Below are 14,793 nucleotides of genomic sequence, written 5' to 3' on the forward strand. Positions count from 1 at the left end.
GCTTACTCCACAAAACGGCCTTTGATGGCAAACAAACCTTGTGGACGTTTTTGAATAAACAAAATCACAAGCACCAAGAGAACAATTTTTGCCAGTACTGCACCAATGCCAATTTCCAAGGCGGTACCGCTAATACCCAGACCAAGCGCTGCAAGGACTGCACCCCACACCTGACCTACACCACCGACAACCACCACCAAGAAGGCATCAATAATGTAGTTTTGCCCTAAATCCGGCCCGACGTTACCCACTTGTGCCAAAGCACATCCGGCTAACCCTGCAAGACCTGAACCTAAACCAAAGGCCGTCATATCGATACGACTAGAACGAATACCGACTGCTCGCGCCATTTGACGGTTTTGTGTCACCGCACGAACGAAGAGACCAAAACGGGTTTTATTCAGTAGGTAAACCAACAACAAAAGCACTGCAATGGTAAAGACAATAATCGCAATACGGTTATAGGGCAGCATCAAGCTTGGAGTAATCGAGATCCCGCCTGACAGCCAGGAAATGTTAGAAACTTCGACATTTTGCGCACCAAAAGTCATGCGTACCAATTGCATCAGAATCAGGCTGACACCAAAAGTGGCAAGCAAGGTTTCCAACTGGCGACCATATAGCGGACGAATCACGGTACGTTCAATCAACATGCCGATCAGCCCACTTACCAAGAATGCCGCAGGAATCGCGGCGATTAAGTACCAATCGACATAGCTGCCCAAATAGCTTTTAAACAGGCTTTGCACTACATAAGTGGTATAGGCGCCAATCATAATGAGCTCACCATGCGCCATATTAATCACACCGAGCAAACCGTAGGTAATCGCAAGACCCAGTGCAGCAAGCAACAAAATACTGGCGGTACTCAGCCCTGAAAATAAATGCCCAGTCCATTCACTGGCTTGAATCCGGGTTTTAATACTGTTTTTCGCTTCAAGCAAAGCCGCTTTCAGCTCAGGATGGATAGTCGGCTGTGACAACTCATTGTCGATCATCGCCAAGACATCAGGACGATTAGAATCTTGTAAAATTTTTGCGGCTTGAATTTTGACGAGCACATCTGAGTTTTCATAATCCAGACGCGCTTTCAGTTGTGCCAAACGGGCTTTGACTTTATTGTTTTGTTCTTTTAAATACAGCGCATTGATATGTGCTATATCAAGTTCCGCAAGATTGCTTTCATAAATATCAATCGCTTCTAAACGCTCAGAGGCATCATCCGACTTCAACTTGCTTTGTGCCAAACCAAAGGTCAATGCTTTACGCAAGGTATTCACCAAAGTGACTTGTGCAAGGTCGCTTGGCCAATCTGCAACAGCATCTAAACTTGGATAACTGAGCAACTGATCATCGGCTTCTAAAATATAGGTTTGTCCTTGAGAATCGCTATAAAGCTGGTCGTTTTCAACATATTCTGCAAGCTGATCTAACTGTTCAATACTGCCTGGCCATTGATTGAGTAAAGCACGACGTTGAGCAAAATCACCTTGCACAAATTGCTGAATCGCATCTTGTGGTTGTATCGCTATGGTTGAATTATTGTGTTGTAAAGAGGTTTCTGCTGTTGCCATTTGCATACAAAATATTTGTATACACAACAGAAAAATAGTGGCGATATTCACACGAATATTCATTATATACACCCCTATTCCATTGGAAGTTTTCCGTGGAGAGTAAGAAAAAAATCAGAGGATGCCTGCTACGGCTGTAGCAGGCAAAAGATAGGTATTATTTAGGAATGTACGGGCTCCAAGGCTCTGCTTGAATAGTTTGAGATGTTTTGTAGACCACATCAAACTGACCATCACCACGAATCTGGCCAATCATGACTGGCTTGTGTAAGTGATGGTTACTTGCATCCATTTTTAGGGTATAGCCCGATGGTGCTTTGAATTCCTGACCTGCCATCGCTTCACGGACTTTATCGACCTCTGTAGAACCTGCTTTTTCAACGGCTTGCTTCCACATGTTGATACCGACATAGGTCGCTTCCATTGGATCATTGGTGACTAGCTTATCGACATTCGGTAATTTAAATTCAACCGCGTATTGCTTCATCTTTTTGGTGAATTCAGTATTGACCGGATTCTTCACTGACATGAAATAGTTCCATGACGCCAAATGACCGACCAATGGCTTGGTATCAATACCACGCAGTTCTTCTTCACCCACCGAGAACGCCATCACTGGAATATCAGAAGCTTTAATGCCCTGATTACCCAGTTCACGGTAGAACGGCACATTCGAGTCGCCATTGATGGTCGAGATCACCGCGGTCTTTTTACCCGCTGCAAATTTCTTCACATTGCCGACAATGGTTTGATAGTTGCTGTGACCAAATGGAGTGTACTCTTCCATGATGTCCGCATCAGCCACACCTTTAGACTTTAAGAAAGCACGTAAAATCTGGTTGGTGGTCCGTGGGTACACATAGTCCGTACCGAGCAATACAAAACGCTCAGCCTTACCCCCTTCCTCACTCATCAAGTATTCCACCGCAGGAATGGCTTGTTGGTTTGGTGCAGCACCGGTATAAAAAATATTTTTTGATTGTTCCTGGCCTTCATACTGTACTGGATAGAACAATAAACTATTGAGTTCTTCAACAACGGGCAAAACAGATTTACGCGATACCGATGTCCATGCACCAAAAATTACCGCAACTTTGTCTTGGGTAATCAACTGCCGTGCTTGCTCTGCAAAGAGTGGCCAGTCTGATGCCGGATCGACCACCACCGGTTCCAGTTTCTTACCCAGTACCCCACCCTTGTCATTGATTTCCTTAATCGCCATTAAGGCCGTGTCTTTCAGTGAGGTCTCAGAAATTGCCATCGTGCCTGACAATGAATGCAGGATCCCGACTTTAATCGTGTCGCCGCTGTCTGCGACTTTGCTTTCTGCGGCCGGGGCTTCTGCTTTTTCAGCAGATTTTGAACATCCCGTTAATGCAACAGCCCCTGCCATGGTTGCGGCTAAAATACTTTTTGAAAATAAATTGCGTTGGAACATCAGATTTTTCTCCAAACTTTATAATGGTGCATTTTTCATGCTTGTCTTGTTGTACATCTGGATGGAGTGATTCAATTTCTGTGCCAAGGCTTCAAAAAATAAAAAAAATTAATTTAACTGATCTCATTATTCGTATTATGAATCATGAATTTAGTAATACTAAAAAGAATTAAACCTGTATTTAAATGCTGTATCCGAGCTTAACTCTAAGTAGGTCGCGCAAAGAGCAATGAAAACATAGCAGAAGTGAGATAGAAGATGATGTACAAATAAAGTGCAGCATCTTGAGTAATTTTTGCACTGTTTTAAAACAAAAAAATCCCGCGCTTGCGGGATTTTTTATTGCTTAAATTCGATAGTTTAAACCACCAAATCTGCCAGATTACCTTTTTGTTCTAACCAGTCTTTACGGTCACTGGCACGTTTTTTCGCCAAAAGTTTATCCAATAAACCTGCAGTATGATGAGCATCATCCAGATCTAGTTGCACCAGACGGCGCGTGTTTGGATCAAGTGTGGTTTCACGTAACTGGCTGGCATTCATCTCGCCCAGCCCCTTGAATCGGGTAATTTGCGGATTCTTGGTTTTGCATTTTTTCAGGATGCTATTCAGCTCATCTTCATCCAAAGCGTAATGCACATCTTTGTTGTCATCAATACGGAATAATGGTGGCATTGCGACATACAAATGCCCCTCTTCTACCAGAGTCGGGAAATGCTTCACAAACAAGGCACACAGCAAAGTCGCGATATGCAAACCATCCGAGTCGGCATCCGCCAGGATACAGACCTTGCCATAACGCAGTTCAGACAAGTCATCCGAACCCGGATCAACGCCAATGGCAATCGCAATATTGTGTACTTCCTGCGATGCTAGAACTTCGTCAGAAGAGACTTCCCAAGTATTCAGGATTTTTCCACGAATTGGCATAATCGCCTGGAAGTTCTTATCACGCGCCTGCTTGGCCGAACCACCCGCAGAATCCCCTTCCACAATAAACAGTTCTGACTGATCCAGATCATGGCCTACACAGTCCGACAGTTTCCCCGGCAAGGTTGGACCCGCGACAATTTTCTTACGTTCTACTTTTTTCGCTGCTTTGAGACGGCGACCGGCTTTGGAAATGGCCATTTCTGCCAGTTGCATGGCGATGTCAGAATTCTGGTTCAACCATAATGCAAAGGCATCTTTGGCAATATTCTGCACAATTCCAGCTGCTTCACGGCTCGATAGACGTTCTTTAGTCTGACCTGAGAATTGCGGCTCCTGAAATTTCAGCGACAGGATATAATTGACGCCGTCCCAGACATCTTCGGCAGAGAGTTTCATATTCCGCGGCAGCAAATTACGCAGTTCACAGAATTCACGCATCGCATCGGTGACGCCTGAACGCAGACCATTCACATGCGTTCCCCCTTGTGCGGTCGGAATCAGGTTGACATAAGATTCCTGAACACTTTCTCCACCTTCGACATTCCAGCAAATCGCAAATTCTGCGCTGGCGCGTTCTGCATCGCCTGTGGCGACAAAAGCCGGTGCCGGAATAATTTCACGGTCTTCCAGCTCATCCATCAAATAATCAACCAGACCATTTTCAAACTGCCAGGTGATCTTTTCATCATTGATCTGATCAACATAGTTGATCTGTAAGCCCGCCGCCAAAACAGCTTTGGCTTTGAGATTATGTTTTAACGCTTTGAGGGCAAATTTAGGTGAATCAAAATATTTGGCTTCAGGCCAGAATTGTACAGTAGTTCCTGATACCCGTTTCGGTGCCTTACCTGCCAGTACTTCAAGCGGTGCAACCGGTTCGCCATTTTCAAAGGCCATTTTATACAGATTGCCCTGACGCTGAACTTCAACTTCTACCCGGGTCGAAAGCGCATTGACCACTGAAATCCCAACGCCATGCAAACCACCGGAAAACTGGTAATTATCGGTGCTGAACTTACCGCCGGCATGCAGTTTGGTCATGATAATTTCAATACCGCTCTGGCCGTATTCAGGGTGAATATCCACCGGCATACCACGGCCATTGTCTTCAACTGATAAAGAACCATCTTTATAGACCGTGACGGTAATCTTGTTGGCATGTCCTGCCAGTGCCTCATCGACAGCATTATCAATCACTTCCTGTGCCAAATGGTTGGGACGAGAAGTATCGGTATACATGCCCGGACGACGACGGACCGGATCCAGACCAGATAAAACTTCAAGAGATTGAGCCGTATATTGAGACACGTTATTCGGTTTCCTTTTTTATGCAGTCCAATAAAAACTGTAAGACGAACGGAATTTTTTCCGCAAAATCATCCATCCCGTGACTGCCATGCGCTTCAGTCATCAGTATTGCAGGGGGATGCGCAGCACTATAATAACGATGTGCTTCACGATAATCCAAAACTTCATCGCCTTGTTGCAGCAGAACCAGTATTTTGTCTGCATCTTGTGCAACAGGCAGGGCCAATTGCTGGAGTTGTACCAGATCTGCTTCATCCAGACACCATTTCGGATGAACCTGATAAGGTAGTTGCTCATCAAATAGTTCACGAAACAGTTGCCATGGTCGCATTGCCGGATTGATCAGTACAGCAGGCACAGCATGCTGTGCGACCAGATGTGTCGCATAAAATCCGCCGAGACTGCTGCCCAGTAACGCCACATCATGCATCGATTCAATCAGGCCAGAAACATACGCAATGGCAGCGTTCGGTGACATGTTTAAATCGGGTAAATGTACCTGAATTTCAGGATACTTTGCACAGTAATGTTGCAGCAATTTCCCCTTGATCGAGTTCGAATTACTCTTAAAACCATGCAAATAAATGATATTCATGAACTACCAACAAAAAACCCATCAATCATCAAAATTTAATTTAAATAATGTGAAGTACACTACGTTATAAGACCAGTTAATTGCTTAAATTGTCTGACAAAAAAGCTCAAAATCTTTTCTCATTCTCGTTATTTTAAGCTGAGGCCCTCAAAATCAGGAAACTCAACAAGAAAAAGAATTTATACCGCGAAGTTCTTTAAAAAGAAAGATGGCACCACATGCGGCTCATTGAAAGGACAGGATCAGATGCCAAGTTTGACACCGTTACATGAAACCTATTGTCGATGGGATCGAACCCCGCCGAGTCAGGCCGATGTACTGGAAGGTCTGGCGCAGCTGGTAACGATGCGCTTTAACGATGTGATCCAGGAGCTGATCAAGAGTATTCAACGCGAAATTTTAATGAGTATTTTCGGTTTAAGTGAAAATAATTCTGAAAAAATTCAGAATATTCCGTCGATTGTGCGGCTCTATCAAATGTCTTATGACATGCTGTTTCATTATGGCAATACCCTGATTGCCCCTGCTTTGCGCCAGATTATTGAACGCTTTCCTAAACTGCATAATAAACCGCTGACACCTTCCTTGCATTTTCTGGTCAGTGTCTTAAATGGCATTATCGGGGATTATCTGCTGAAATATCAAAACCCTCTAGCCCTGCCGATGGTGATCTATGACCATTATGGCTCGCTGCAAAAAGGTGAGCTAAGCGGTCGTATTACTTTGTTTGTACATGGCTTATGCATGAACCATTTAGACTGGTCAAATCGCAAATATGAAGGCATTGGGGCAAAATTACTGGCGCAGCGCGACCGCAATACCATGCTCTACCTGAATTACAATACTGGACGCCGGATTTCTGCCAATGGTCGAAGTCTGGCGAATACCTTACAGGATCTGATTGCTCGCAATCCGAGAATTACCAGTATTGACCTGATCGGGCATAGCATGGGTGGTCTGGTCTCTCGTAGTGCGCTGTTTTATGGCAAGCAGAATGTCTATAGCTGGGTCAATATGGTGGAAAATCTGGTCTGTCTGGGTTCACCGCATCATGGTGCAGTACTGGAACGTTTTGGCTTTAGCTTGCAGGACAAACTTGGACATTTTCCACTGATCCGGCTGCTTGGCCATCTGGTCAATATTCGCAGTAACGGTATTCTGGATTTGCGCCATGGCAGCGTCCGGGATGATGACTGGGAGCATAATCCACTTCGGATCGGCTTTATGGATGATCACCGTAAACCTGCCCCAATTCCCTCGCATATCGATACCTATCTGGTCGCCGGTACCATCGAGTTTGAAAACCGAAAAAACAAGACCTTACATGTGATTGGCGATTATCTGGTCAGTATTAAAAGTGCTTTGGGCGAGCATCCCAATCCGCGTTTCCAGCTCAAAGTCCCCGATGCAAACAAGGCGATTTTTTACGGCCTGAACCATTTTGAAATTCAGTATCATCCGCTAGTGGCCGAGCAGGTGGCGCGCTGGTTCTATCCAAGTGTAGAAGATGAAGCCTTTGATCAGATTCATGAATATGTGATGGATCTGGACAGTCTGGAAGGCATAGCCCTGACCTAAACTGAAGCAAATAAAAAAGCCCTCGATTGAGGGCTTTTTTATTAAATACGGAATTAATATTTATCTCTGAGTCGTTTAACCGGTGCCTTTTTATATTTACGCAGTAGTTGCCACAGGCTAATCAGCAATAAAATACTGAAAAAGATCAAAGACCAGACAGGCAAGGATTGACCCAAGAAGGTCCAGTCAATCGCGGCACATTCCCCTGAACCATTTAAGACCTGTTGCAGTACAGACTGCATCGGCAGGGTTTCCAGCCAGTATTCCAGACCGGGACCGCAGCTCGGCACCTGATCCGGTGGCAGGTTCTGTAACCAGACATGACGCGCAGCCACGCCCACAGACCACAAAATACTGAGCGAACCCAGCAAGGCATACAGCCGCTTCATGAGATTAGATGCGGGATTATGCAGGAATGCGATCAGTGAGATGATCCCGAGTCCGATTAATCCAACACGCTGAAACACACAGAGCGGACAAGGCGCCAGACCTTGTACATGCTCAAGATATAAGGCAAATGCCATGCCGATGACAGCAGCCAGAAACAACATACCACTCACGAAGCGATAACCCCATTGCATGGTGAATCCTCTTATTTTTTATCGATATTGGGCTAAATAATCAGCAAAACTGACGCTGCTATCTTGCTCGAGTTGCTGTTGCTGCTGCAATGACTTTTGTGACATTTCTTCAAAATAAGCCAGGGTTTCCGGGCTGAGCTGATGCGCTTCATAGACACTGCTGTGTTGCTGGGCCAGATGTTGGCCAAAATGCCACATACTGCCCTGTTCACGCGTATCCCCGACCACTAGGGCAGACAAGGTGGCATCGACTTCATCGACCCGGATCCTCATGGTTTTTAGAGCATCAGTATATAAGGTGGTGTCATAGGCCGAATTTAACAGCTTGGCCAGGGGATGCATATGTTGCAAATGCATGGCACACCAGTCTTCAATCGGATAAGACTGACCATTTTCCATAATTGCGGCATTTGGCGCACGGCCACGATTCACGACCTCGGCCTGATTCTGCTCAATGATATCCTGTTCATCGCTGAGGAGCGCCGGACTGTCCTGCAATAAACAGTACAAAGCTACGACTTCGAGGAAGCCGGCCGTATCTTCATTAATCCCAATCGGGCTATAGGGATTGACATCGACGGCACGTAACTCGACATAGGCAATCCCGCGATTTTCAAGGGCCTGTGACGGGGTTTCACCCGCGAGTGGCACCTGTTTCGGGCGCACTAAGCTGTAATATTCATTTTCGATTTGCAACACATGATCATTGATCTGGATCGGCTGGCCATTGGCATCATCTAGTCCCAGACGACTAAACGGTTTATACGGCGTTTTAACGGCTTTTTGCAGTCCGTCCAGATAGTCCTGCAAATTATTGTAGTGAATACCGAGCTGTTTCTGCGCAGAGTTTTGATAGCCAAAACGTCCCATACGCAGCGCGGTCGCATAAGGCGAATACAAAGTGCCTTTCACCAATGGCAGCAAGAAATGATCACGGCCAGTCATAAAGCACTGGCAGACTGCCGGACTGGCCCCGATCAGGAACATCACCAGTGGGGTCAGACGAATAAAGTTACGGATCAGGCCCATATAGCGATGGCTGCGATAATCCTGCAAGCTCAATGCTTTCAGCGCTTCGTCCTGTTCCTGCTGTTGCAGTGCCTCGAAGAGATGGTCCGGGAAAGACAGGTTGTAATGCACACCTGAAATCGTCTGCATACGGCGGCCATAACGCACACCTAGACCATGACGATACAAGGTTTTAAATAAACCGATATTCGAGCTGCCATACTGTGCCAGCGGAATACTGTCATCGCGGCTGTCCAGCATACACGGCATCGACAAAGGCCAGAGCTTTTCATCATTTTCCAGATGGCGATGTACAATTGCATGAATATCGCTGAGATAGTCCAGCGCCTTTTTAATACTGTCTTGTGGCGGAGTAATAAACTCCATCAATGCTTCAGAATAGTCCGTGGTGATATGTGGATGAGTCAAGGCTGAACCCAAGGCACGAGGATGCGCTGCCTGTGACAGGAAACCATCACTTTGCATACGTAAGCTTTCACGCTCGATACCACGCAGCATGCCTTTGATGAGTGACGACTCGACCCAGGTCGGTAACACATTTTGGGAAGTCGATTCAGGTTGACTCATTACAATCTCGCTTAAGGGGGCTAAATTATTAAATTAAAATCATCGGTTTAATCAGTATAACGTGATTTCGTGCCGGCACATGACAGGCTGCCTAGTTTTCAGGCAAACTATTGATTTTTAATTTGGCAAATTTTTAACACAAACTTCCTCTATAAGACATGGAAAATTTGTGATTTTATTAACAAATAGATGCTAATGAATTGTAAATATTATGAATTATCAAGATATTTTAGACTTCTGGTTTCATGCGGACAGCCAGCCCTTATGGTTTAGCCAAAGTCATGAATTCGACCAAAGTATTGCGCAGCAGTTCATGAGCACTCATCAGCAGGCAGCCCGGGCTGAACTTTGGGGCTGGCGTGAAACAGCAGAAGGTCGGCTGGCCGAAATTATTGTGCTAGATCAATTTTCACGAAATTTATTCCGTGATTCTCCCCAAGCTTTTGCCCAAGACAGTTTGGCACTGGCCTTGGCTCAGGAAGCCATCAGCCTGAACCTGGATCAACAGCTCAGTCCAGAACAACGTGCCTTTCTGTATATGCCATTTATGCACAGCGAATCCAAACTAATTCATGAATTCGCCTTAAAACTGTTTCAGCGTCTGGGCAATCCGACCAATCTGGAATTCGAGAAAAAGCATAAAGTCATTATTGACCGCTTTGGACGTTACCCGCATCGGAACCAAATCCTGGGTCGTGAATCGACCAATGAAGAACTTACTTTCCTGACCCAGCCCGATAGCAGTTTTTAAGATTTTTTAAGACCGGCTGTCTGAACTGGATCATTGCATCAGGAGATCGAACATGAAAAACATGCTACTGGGATTGAGTATGATTGCTGCCATCAGCCTGACTGGCTGTGCAACCACACCCTCAAAGCCCTTAACATTTGATCAGTTAGGTCGCTACAGTACCACTCCCCTCAATAGCAACACTTACCGTATCAGCTTTCAGGCCCGTCCCAATATGAGCTTTGGCACAGCTGAAGAAATTACCCTGCTCAAAGCCGCACAGACTACCGTACAAAATGGCTTTCAGTTCTTCAGGGTACTGAATGATCCAAGTAACCGTACTCAACAACCTCCACGGCAGGCCATCGTCTATCCGGCACCGAGCTTTTATCCGTACGGGTATTACCGCCGATATCCGGGGTTCTGGCCAGACCCATTCTATGACCGTCCCTATACCGTGACTCTGGATCCTGCCCAGGTGGCCTATACCATTGAATGCTTCAAGGCCAATCAGGCGCCTCAAGATGCCTTTGATGCCCGCTTGATTTTACAGTCACTTGGGGCTAAATATGGTTTAAGTCCATCCGGTGCAGTGCTGCAACCGCAACCGGCCAATCCCTCCTGACAGGATGATCTATGCAGACAGAGCGTATCTCCCCGAGCTTACAACGCAGTAAACGTTTCGCGACCATCGCCCTGGTGGTCGCCGTACTGATCTGGTTGGCATTGATGGTTGCAGCCAAACTGCTACCCGAATATATCTGGCTCATTCATATTCTGATGCTCTCGGCAGAAGCGGGTGTGGTCGGTGGTCTGGCGGACTGGTATGCGATTACCGTACTGTTTCGTAACCCTTTTGGCAGATTGCCCATTCCCAAGTTTTTACGTGACCATACCGAAATCATTCCACGTAACAAGGCCCGTATTGCAGAGTCGATGGGCCGTTTTGTGCAGGAAAATTTTCTTTCTCCGCAAATTGTACAGCGCAGTCTGGACAGTACCGACCTGAGTCTGGCTGCAGGACGCTGGCTGGCTAATCCACAAAACAATGCCCAAGTGACTCAGGTCATTCAGCAGACGGTGCCTAAAATCTTTGAATTTGTGGGACAGGAACAGATTGCCGGATTTATCCAGAGCAACAGCGTGCAATGGGTCAAAAATACCCAGATCAATACCCTGGCCAGCGAAATGCTGCATGCCGTTCTGGACAATGATTTCCATCAGGATGTACTACAGCGCGGACTGGATGTGGTGCATGCCTGGATGACCTCACATCCTGAACAAACCCGTGAGCTGACCCGTAACCTGTTTAAGGAAATGGGCGTGTGGAAACTGGCCAAAGGCGCCAGCTGGATCGGGATTGACGTGCAGCAACGCAGTATTGATTCCGTGATCGGGCGCGTTGAAGCCATGCTGGCCGATCCAGATCATCCATGGCGACTTAAAATTGAGAGCATGGGACATAGCTGGATGTTACAGCTGGCGGATAATGACAGTGAAGCCAGCCAACGCCTGAATGAAACCAAGGATGCCTTACTGGATAGCCCACAAGTGCTGAATTTTATCAGCGGTGCGGTGGTGATTTTATGTGATGCGATCAAGGCTGACTTGCAAAAACCGGATTCGGGGATTGCGGAAAATCTCAGAATTGCTATTCAACAGGTCGGTGAAAATATCATCTCGAATGCCTCGGTACGTGAGCTGCTGAATAAACGTCTCAGCGGAATCGCGGTTGACCTGAGTGACCAGTACAGTGAAAAAGTGATTCGTTTTATCAGCGAGCGCATTCACGAATGGGATTCAAGCGAGATGATCGACAAGATTGAAAATGAAGTCGGCGGCGACCTGCATATGATCCGGGTCAATGGAGTCGTGGTCGGTGCCTGTATCGGTCTGGTACTTGGGATTATCCGGGCGGCGGTAGAGCATTTAATTTAAAGATGACGCTATTCGTCCCATACATCCCGACTTTTAAAATATCCAAGAATTGACTCCAGCCAGATCAAATTTAAGATTTAAAAAATGATCACTTGGGTGGCTGAGGTCCGGACATATCGACCAATAGCCCCGTGAATTTGCGTACGAACGGCAATAAGGTCACCACAATCGGAAAAGCAATCGCCCAGGAAATCATCCAGTTATGAAACCAGAGTGCCATAAATCCATCAATCCAGCCAAGATTACGCAGCATATTGATCATGGAAATAATGCCACTCATCAGACAGGACAGGATAAAAGGCACAATAATCAATGCCCATTTTGCAGGGAGTTTAGGAATATGACCGATAATGGTCGGACGTTGTGATGCAGCCACGACATGCTCTTTTTACTGTTTTCAGATGACTAATATAAGCCAAATTCTATACGGTGGAGCATTGTTTTTTTCATCTGAATCATTGAGCTTAAACTGGTTTTATTTTCACGGGATTAATCCGTTGATTTTCCCTTTCTTTAGTCAAAAACTTCTAACGAAGTGATCCTCTACTTTTTATTCCCTAGAAATGCTTTTACCTAAACAGCCTGAAATTTGCTATATTTGCTGTTTTTCTGCGATCTCTATTTTCGACTGATTATGAATACGGCAATACAAGCAGCTCTCGATCATGCAGTGCACACTTTACAGGCACAAGGCGTACTCCCATCTGACTGGAACAATACAAGTAATTTGACGCGTACCAAAGACCGAAGCCATGGTGACTTTGCGTCGAATATTGCCATGATCGCGTCGAAAGCTGCGGGTATGAAGCCACGTGATTTAGCGGAAAAAATTCTTGCTGCCCTGCCTGAAGTGGCGGATATCAGCAAGGCAGAAATTGCCGGTCCTGGTTTTATTAACTTCTTCCTGAATGCCGACCAGCGCTTTGCAGTCCTCGATCAGATTCAGGCACAACAGGCGACTTATGGTCGTACCCAGGTCAATGCCGACAAACGTATCCAGGTTGAATTCGTGTCTGCCAACCCGACCTCCAGCCTGCATGTGGGTCATGGTCGTGGTGCTGCGTATGGTATGACGGTTGCGAACCTGCTTGAAGCGACTGGTGCCAAAGTCGACCGCGAATACTATGTCAATGATGCTGGCCGTCAAATGGACATTCTGGCGACTTCGACTTATCTGCGCTACCTAGAATTAACGGGTCAGGAACTGGTGTTCCCAAAAAATGCCTACCAAGGCGACTACGTTAAAGAAATCGCGCAAAGCATTATTGACCAGGATGGCGACACCTATGTACGCCCTGTGGCTGACGTGTATAAAGATGTGCCTGAAGATGTGCAATTTGCTGCTGAATTAGATGCTGATGGCAATAAAGTCGTATTGTCTGGTGATAAAGAAAAACACATTGATGGTTTGATCTTTAACTCACAAGCGTTAATTGGCACAGGCTACCGCGTATTCTTGCAAGCCGCGCTTAAAGCGATTCTGGATGATATTAAAGATGACTTGGGCGAGTTCGGTGTAACCTTCAATCAGTGGTTCAGCGAAGAATCATTGACAGACAAAATTGAAGAAGCCTTACAGACCTTAGATCAGCGTGGTTTCCTGTATGAACTAGATGGCAACATCTGGTTTAAATCCACTGCATTCGGTGATGAAAAAGACCGTGTCGTGAAACGCCGTAATGGCCAGACCACTTACTTCGCGTCTGACATCGCTTACCACCTGAACAAATTACAACGTGGCTATACCGATATCATCGATATCTGGGGTTCAGATCACCACGGTTATATCGCACGTGTAAAAGCGGCCATTGATGCGCTGGGCTATGATTCGAAAAAATTAACGGTTCTTCTGGTTCAGTTCGTGAGCCTATGGCGTGGCGGCGAGATGGTACAAATGTCATCCCGTTCAGGCCAGTTTGTGACCTTGCGTGATTTGCGTAAAGAAGTCGGCAATGATGCCGCTCGTTTCTACTACGTAATGCGCAAGTCTGAACAGCACATTGATTTTGACCTAGATCTTGCTGTGTCACAAAGCAAGGACAACGCCGTGTATTACATCCAGTATGCACACGCCCGTATCTGTCGTATGTTAGAAAAAGCAGCGTCTACCAATGTCAACTTTGATGCTACAGCGGCACGTAATTTGGCGGCTAAGCTGGAGCTTGATGCTGAAACTGAAATCCTGGCCAAACTAGCGGCCTATCCAGAAATTCTGGTCCGTGCTGCAAACAGCTATGAGCCGCATCAAATCGGTAACTACCTAAAAGAGCTGGCAGCATTGTTCCACGGCTGGTACAACGACAATAAAGTACTCGGTGATGATGCTGAATTAACTCAGGCACGTTTATTGTTATCAGTGAACGTACGTCAGGTACTGCGTAACGGTTTAGAACTTTTAGGTGTGTCAGCTCCTGAATCAATGTAAAGCACTGCTTTTACATTGATGCAAGAAGGTAAATAGTCAAAACACTGTTTTGCATGCTCGCAAGACGAGAGCTATGCTCGAAGTGAGCATGCAAACA

12 protein-coding genes are annotated in these 14,793 nt (G+C 46.1%); 5 read left to right on the forward strand and 7 right to left on the reverse strand.

Annotation, left to right across the window (positions count from 1 at the left end; all coding sequences use genetic code 11):
* Positions 1–2: 2 nt before the first annotated feature.
* From urtB to PYW33_RS14735, 4 genes are all read right to left on the reverse strand, one after another.
* Entirely contained in the window at positions 3–1,637 is a 1,635-nt protein-coding gene (gene urtB / locus PYW33_RS14720; RefSeq protein ID WP_004647211.1) for an urea ABC transporter permease subunit UrtB, read from the reverse strand.
* Positions 1,638–1,731: 94 nt separating this feature from the next.
* A complete protein-coding gene (gene urtA, locus PYW33_RS14725; protein ID WP_004647210.1) occupies positions 1,732–3,012 on the reverse strand; it encodes an urea ABC transporter substrate-binding protein in 1,281 nt (426 codons plus the stop codon).
* A gap of 360 nt (positions 3,013–3,372) precedes the next feature.
* Positions 3,373–5,253, reverse strand: a complete 1,881-nt coding sequence (gene parE / locus PYW33_RS14730) for a DNA topoisomerase IV subunit B (RefSeq protein WP_004647209.1) — start codon at positions 5,251–5,253, stop codon at positions 3,373–3,375.
* 1 nt (position 5,254) lies between these two features.
* Positions 5,255–5,848, reverse strand: coding sequence for a YqiA/YcfP family alpha/beta fold hydrolase (locus PYW33_RS14735; protein ID WP_004647208.1), 594 nt, complete (start codon positions 5,846–5,848; stop codon positions 5,255–5,257).
* A 246-nt stretch (positions 5,849–6,094) separates the two neighbouring features.
* Between PYW33_RS14735 and PYW33_RS14740 the strand changes: the two genes are divergently transcribed.
* On the forward strand, positions 6,095–7,426 hold the full coding sequence (locus PYW33_RS14740; RefSeq protein ID WP_004647207.1) for a PGAP1-like alpha/beta domain-containing protein: 1,332 nt from the start codon (positions 6,095–6,097) through the stop codon (positions 7,424–7,426).
* Positions 7,427–7,479: 53 nt separating this feature from the next.
* Here the strand turns inward: PYW33_RS14740 and PYW33_RS14745 are convergent, their stop codons facing one another.
* Both PYW33_RS14745 and gshA read right to left on the reverse strand, forming a co-directional pair.
* Positions 7,480–8,007 carry a disulfide bond formation protein B gene (locus PYW33_RS14745; protein WP_004281272.1) on the reverse strand — a complete coding sequence of 176 codons (528 nt, stop codon included), beginning with the start codon at positions 8,005–8,007 and terminating at the stop codon, positions 7,480–7,482.
* An 18-nt stretch (positions 8,008–8,025) separates the two neighbouring features.
* Positions 8,026–9,603 (reverse strand): glutamate--cysteine ligase, encoded by a 1,578-nt coding sequence (gene gshA / locus PYW33_RS14750; protein WP_004647205.1) that lies wholly within the window; start codon positions 9,601–9,603, stop codon positions 8,026–8,028.
* Positions 9,604–9,814: 211 nt separating this feature from the next.
* Between gshA and PYW33_RS14755 the strand changes: the two genes are divergently transcribed.
* From PYW33_RS14755 to PYW33_RS14765, 3 genes are read left to right on the forward strand one after another with little or no spacing between them, the layout of a single operon-like run.
* Entirely contained in the window at positions 9,815–10,354 is a 540-nt protein-coding gene (locus tag PYW33_RS14755) for a DUF924 family protein (protein WP_004647204.1), read from the forward strand.
* A 52-nt stretch (positions 10,355–10,406) separates the two neighbouring features.
* On the forward strand, positions 10,407–10,958 hold the full coding sequence (locus PYW33_RS14760; protein WP_004647203.1) for a CC0125/CC1285 family lipoprotein: 552 nt from the start codon (positions 10,407–10,409) through the stop codon (positions 10,956–10,958).
* 11 nt (positions 10,959–10,969) lie between these two features.
* Complete coding sequence (locus tag PYW33_RS14765; RefSeq protein ID WP_004647202.1) at positions 10,970–12,271, forward strand: DUF445 domain-containing protein; 1,302 nt, start codon at positions 10,970–10,972, stop codon at positions 12,269–12,271.
* Positions 12,272–12,359: 88 nt separating this feature from the next.
* Here PYW33_RS14765 and PYW33_RS14770 read toward each other — a convergent pair whose 3' ends face one another.
* Positions 12,360–12,647 carry a DUF2798 domain-containing protein gene (locus tag PYW33_RS14770; RefSeq protein WP_004647201.1) on the reverse strand — a complete coding sequence of 96 codons (288 nt, stop codon included), beginning with the start codon at positions 12,645–12,647 and terminating at the stop codon, positions 12,360–12,362.
* A gap of 258 nt (positions 12,648–12,905) precedes the next feature.
* On the opposite strand from PYW33_RS14770, the gene argS reads away from it, so the two are divergent.
* Positions 12,906–14,696, forward strand: coding sequence for an arginine--tRNA ligase (gene argS, locus PYW33_RS14775; RefSeq protein WP_004647199.1), 1,791 nt, complete (start codon positions 12,906–12,908; stop codon positions 14,694–14,696).
* Positions 14,697–14,793 lie beyond the last annotated feature (97 nt).

Origin of the sequence: Acinetobacter lwoffii (assembly GCF_029024105.1) — a bacterium.
GTDB lineage: Bacteria > Pseudomonadota > Gammaproteobacteria > Pseudomonadales > Moraxellaceae > Acinetobacter > Acinetobacter lwoffii.

Coding starts and splice junctions, on each gene's coding strand:
- urtB (WP_004647211.1), bottom strand. CDS start 1,637: ATGAATATTCGTGTGAATATCGCCACTATTTTTCTGTTGTGTATACAA.
- urtA (WP_004647210.1), bottom strand. CDS start 3,012: ATGTTCCAACGCAATTTATTTTCAAAAAGTATTTTAGCCGCAACCATG.
- PYW33_RS14735 (WP_004647208.1), bottom strand. CDS start 5,848: ATGAATATCATTTATTTGCATGGTTTTAAGAGTAATTCGAACTCGATC.
- PYW33_RS14740 (WP_004647207.1), top strand. CDS start 6,095: ATGCCAAGTTTGACACCGTTACATGAAACCTATTGTCGATGGGATCGA.
- PYW33_RS14745 (WP_004281272.1), bottom strand. CDS start 8,007: ATGCAATGGGGTTATCGCTTCGTGAGTGGTATGTTGTTTCTGGCTGCT.
- gshA (WP_004647205.1), bottom strand. CDS start 9,603: ATGAGTCAACCTGAATCGACTTCCCAAAATGTGTTACCGACCTGGGTC.
- PYW33_RS14755 (WP_004647204.1), top strand. CDS start 9,815: ATGAATTATCAAGATATTTTAGACTTCTGGTTTCATGCGGACAGCCAG.
- PYW33_RS14760 (WP_004647203.1), top strand. CDS start 10,407: ATGAAAAACATGCTACTGGGATTGAGTATGATTGCTGCCATCAGCCTG.
- PYW33_RS14765 (WP_004647202.1), top strand. CDS start 10,970: ATGCAGACAGAGCGTATCTCCCCGAGCTTACAACGCAGTAAACGTTTC.
- argS (WP_004647199.1), top strand. CDS start 12,906: ATGAATACGGCAATACAAGCAGCTCTCGATCATGCAGTGCACACTTTA.